This is a genomic window from Streptomyces sp. NPDC049687 (genome assembly GCF_044465285.1).
GTDB lineage: Bacteria > Actinomycetota > Actinomycetes > Streptomycetales > Streptomycetaceae > Streptomyces.
In genome coordinates this window covers 1-2,444 of sequence record NZ_JBITLN010000041.1, presented here as the reverse complement: position 1 = coordinate 2,444, position 2,444 = coordinate 1, and the positions used below count along the sequence as shown (strand labels likewise).

Here is a 2,444-nt window from a genome sequence, read left to right as displayed (position 1 = left end):
AGCCGAGCCGCCCTTCTTGACAAGTCAGTACAGAACCGCCTAGTTTTCCGACTGTTCAGTACACAACCGTCCTGAGCTCACCGGACAGGCTTGGTGCGGACTTGCAGGACCGGTGCGGACCGTGTGGCCTCAGCGCACGACGAAGTCATGCCCACAACCGAAGGAACCGACATGCAGACAGCTTCCCCAGTGGCCCTCGTGACGGGCGCTTCCTCCGGGATCGGGCGGGCGGCGGCGCTCGCCCTCGTGGGCGCCGGCTTCACGGTGGTCGGCACGAGCCGCAACGCGGCGAACGCCGAGCCGATCGCCGGGGTGACGTTCCTCGATCTCGACGTGGCCGACGACAACTCGGTCCGCTCCCTGGTCGGGAAGGTGATCGACCGTTTCGGCCGGATCGACGTCCTGGTCAACAACGCAGGCGTGGGCGCGGTCGGCGCCGGCGAGGAGAGCTCGATCGACCAAGCCAAGGAGGTCTTCGACATCAACGTCTTCGGCCTGATCCGGATGACCAACGCAGTGCTGCCCCACATGCGCGCCCAGGGCAGCGGCCGCGTGGTCAACGTCTCCTCGGTCCTCGGTCTGATCCCCGCCCCCTTCATGGCCGTCTACGCCGCCACCAAGCATGCGGTCGAGGGCTACTCCGAGTCCGTCGACCACGAGCTTCGCGAGCACGGCATCCGGATGCTGCTGGTCGAACCGGCCTACACCAGCACGAGTTTCGAGGCGAGCAGCATGGCACCCGACTCACCCCTGCCGCTCTACGCCGCACAGCGGGAGATCTCCCGAGACGTGCTGGCCACAGCCGTGCGCCACGCCGACCACCCGGACGTTGTCGCGAAGGTGATCGTCGCGGCCGCCACCGATTCCAAGCCCAAGCTCCGGTACACCGCCGGCTCGATGGCCACACGCGTCAGCCTCTTGCGCCGGATCGTGCCCTCGCGCGCCTTCGACAGACAGATCCGCAAGCTCAACCGACTGGCCGGCTGACCCCGCAGGACACCCGGCGCCTGAGGAGACGCACATGTCCAAAACCAGAGACACCGAAGCCAGCCGTCCGACCGCTCTTGGAAACGAGCTGACGCACATGGAGTTCGAACACGTCACCTTCGACCTGCCGCACGGCACCTTTCACGCGCTGCAGGGTGGTGATCCCGATGGTCAGCCGACGCTCGTCCTGCACGGCTTCCCGGACCATCCGCCGACCGCGAAGCCCTTCCTCGCCGAGCTCGGCCGCCGCGGACGCCACGTCGTCGCACCCTGGCTTCGCGGTTACGCGCCGTCCCCGACCGCGGGGCCGTTCGACTTCGCCTCCCTCACCGGCGACGTGCTCGCGCTGATCGACCGCTGGTCTCCCGGGCAAGCCGTGGAGTTGGTCGGCCACGACTGGGGCGCCCTGATCACATACGATGCCTGCGTCACCGCGCCGGAGCGGATCGAACGCGCGGTCACGCTCGCCATCCCCCACCCACTCACGTTCCTGAGCCGGCCGCGCCCCGCTCAGCTACGCCGGAGCTGGTACATGGGGCTCTTTCAACTGCCGGGAAGCGGTTGGATGGCCACCGCCCGCGATCTCGCCCTCATCGACCGCCTCTGGCGTCAGTGGTCGCCCGGCCTCTCACTCGATCCAGCTGTCCAGGCGGAGCTGCACGAGCACCTGCGGGCGAGCATGCCCGCGCCCATCAAGTACTACCGGGAGATGATGCGACCCGGCATGCTCAAGGCGGCGCGCCGCCTGTCTCAGCCGATCGAGGTGCCCCTGCTGCACCTCCACGGTGCCGACGACGACTGCATCCTCCCCCCGCAGGTCGACGACCGACATCGGTTCGCCGCCCCGCACGCGATGGAGGTCGTCCCCGACGTCGGTCACTTCCTGCACCTCGAGGCCCCCGAGGCGATCGCGGAACGGATAGCGGCATGGGCCGAGTAGCGGATCACTCGACCTGGCCGATGTCCGCGTGCCGCGCCCCCGTCCTGGACCACACTGGTGGACCCGGAGGGCAACGAGTTCTGCGTGCCCGCCTCGCGACGGACCTGACCGGAGCGAAGCAGGGCGACGAGCATACGATGGCTGAAAGGCGGCGCGGCACCGGGCCGACGCCGACCGGTGATCCGATCACTCGGGGTGGGGGACGTATGGCACAGGCCGCGGACGCTGCGCGGACCGTCATCATGACCGTGGACGACGATCCCGGGGTGTCCCGGACTGTCGCCCGTGACCTGCGGCGGCGCTACGGCCAGTCGTACCGGATCGTGCGCGCGGAGTCCGGCGAGTCCGCGCTTCAGGCGCTGCGGGAGCTGAAGCTGCGCGGTGACCTCGTGGCGGTGATCCTGGCCGACTACCGGATGCCGCAGATGAACGGCATCGAGTTCCTCGAACAGGCCCTGGACATGTACCCGGGCGCCCGGCGCGTGCTGCTGACCGCGTACGCGGACACGAACGCGGC

Annotated in this window: 3 protein-coding genes; all 3 read left to right on the top strand. The window is 68.9% G+C overall.

Going from position 1 to position 2,444, the window contains the following annotated elements; genetic code table 11:
- Positions 1–171 precede the first annotated feature (171 nt).
- Complete coding sequence (locus tag ACIBVL_RS43200) at positions 172–987, top strand: oxidoreductase (protein WP_399106775.1); 816 nt, start codon at positions 172–174, stop codon at positions 985–987.
- Between the two features lie 34 nt (positions 988–1,021).
- Positions 1,022–1,927: an alpha/beta fold hydrolase gene (locus ACIBVL_RS43195; RefSeq protein ID WP_399106773.1), complete on the top strand. Its 906-nt coding sequence runs from the start codon at positions 1,022–1,024 to the stop codon at positions 1,925–1,927.
- Positions 1,928–2,133: 206 nt separating this feature from the next.
- A partial coding sequence (locus ACIBVL_RS43190; RefSeq protein ID WP_399106771.1) for a response regulator occupies positions 2,134–2,444 on the top strand: 311 nt, incomplete at its 3' end.

Coding starts and splice junctions, on each gene's coding strand:
- ACIBVL_RS43195 (WP_399106773.1), top strand. CDS start 1,022: ATGTCCAAAACCAGAGACACCGAAGCCAGCCGTCCGACCGCTCTTGGA.
- ACIBVL_RS43200 (WP_399106775.1), top strand. CDS start 172: ATGCAGACAGCTTCCCCAGTGGCCCTCGTGACGGGCGCTTCCTCCGGG.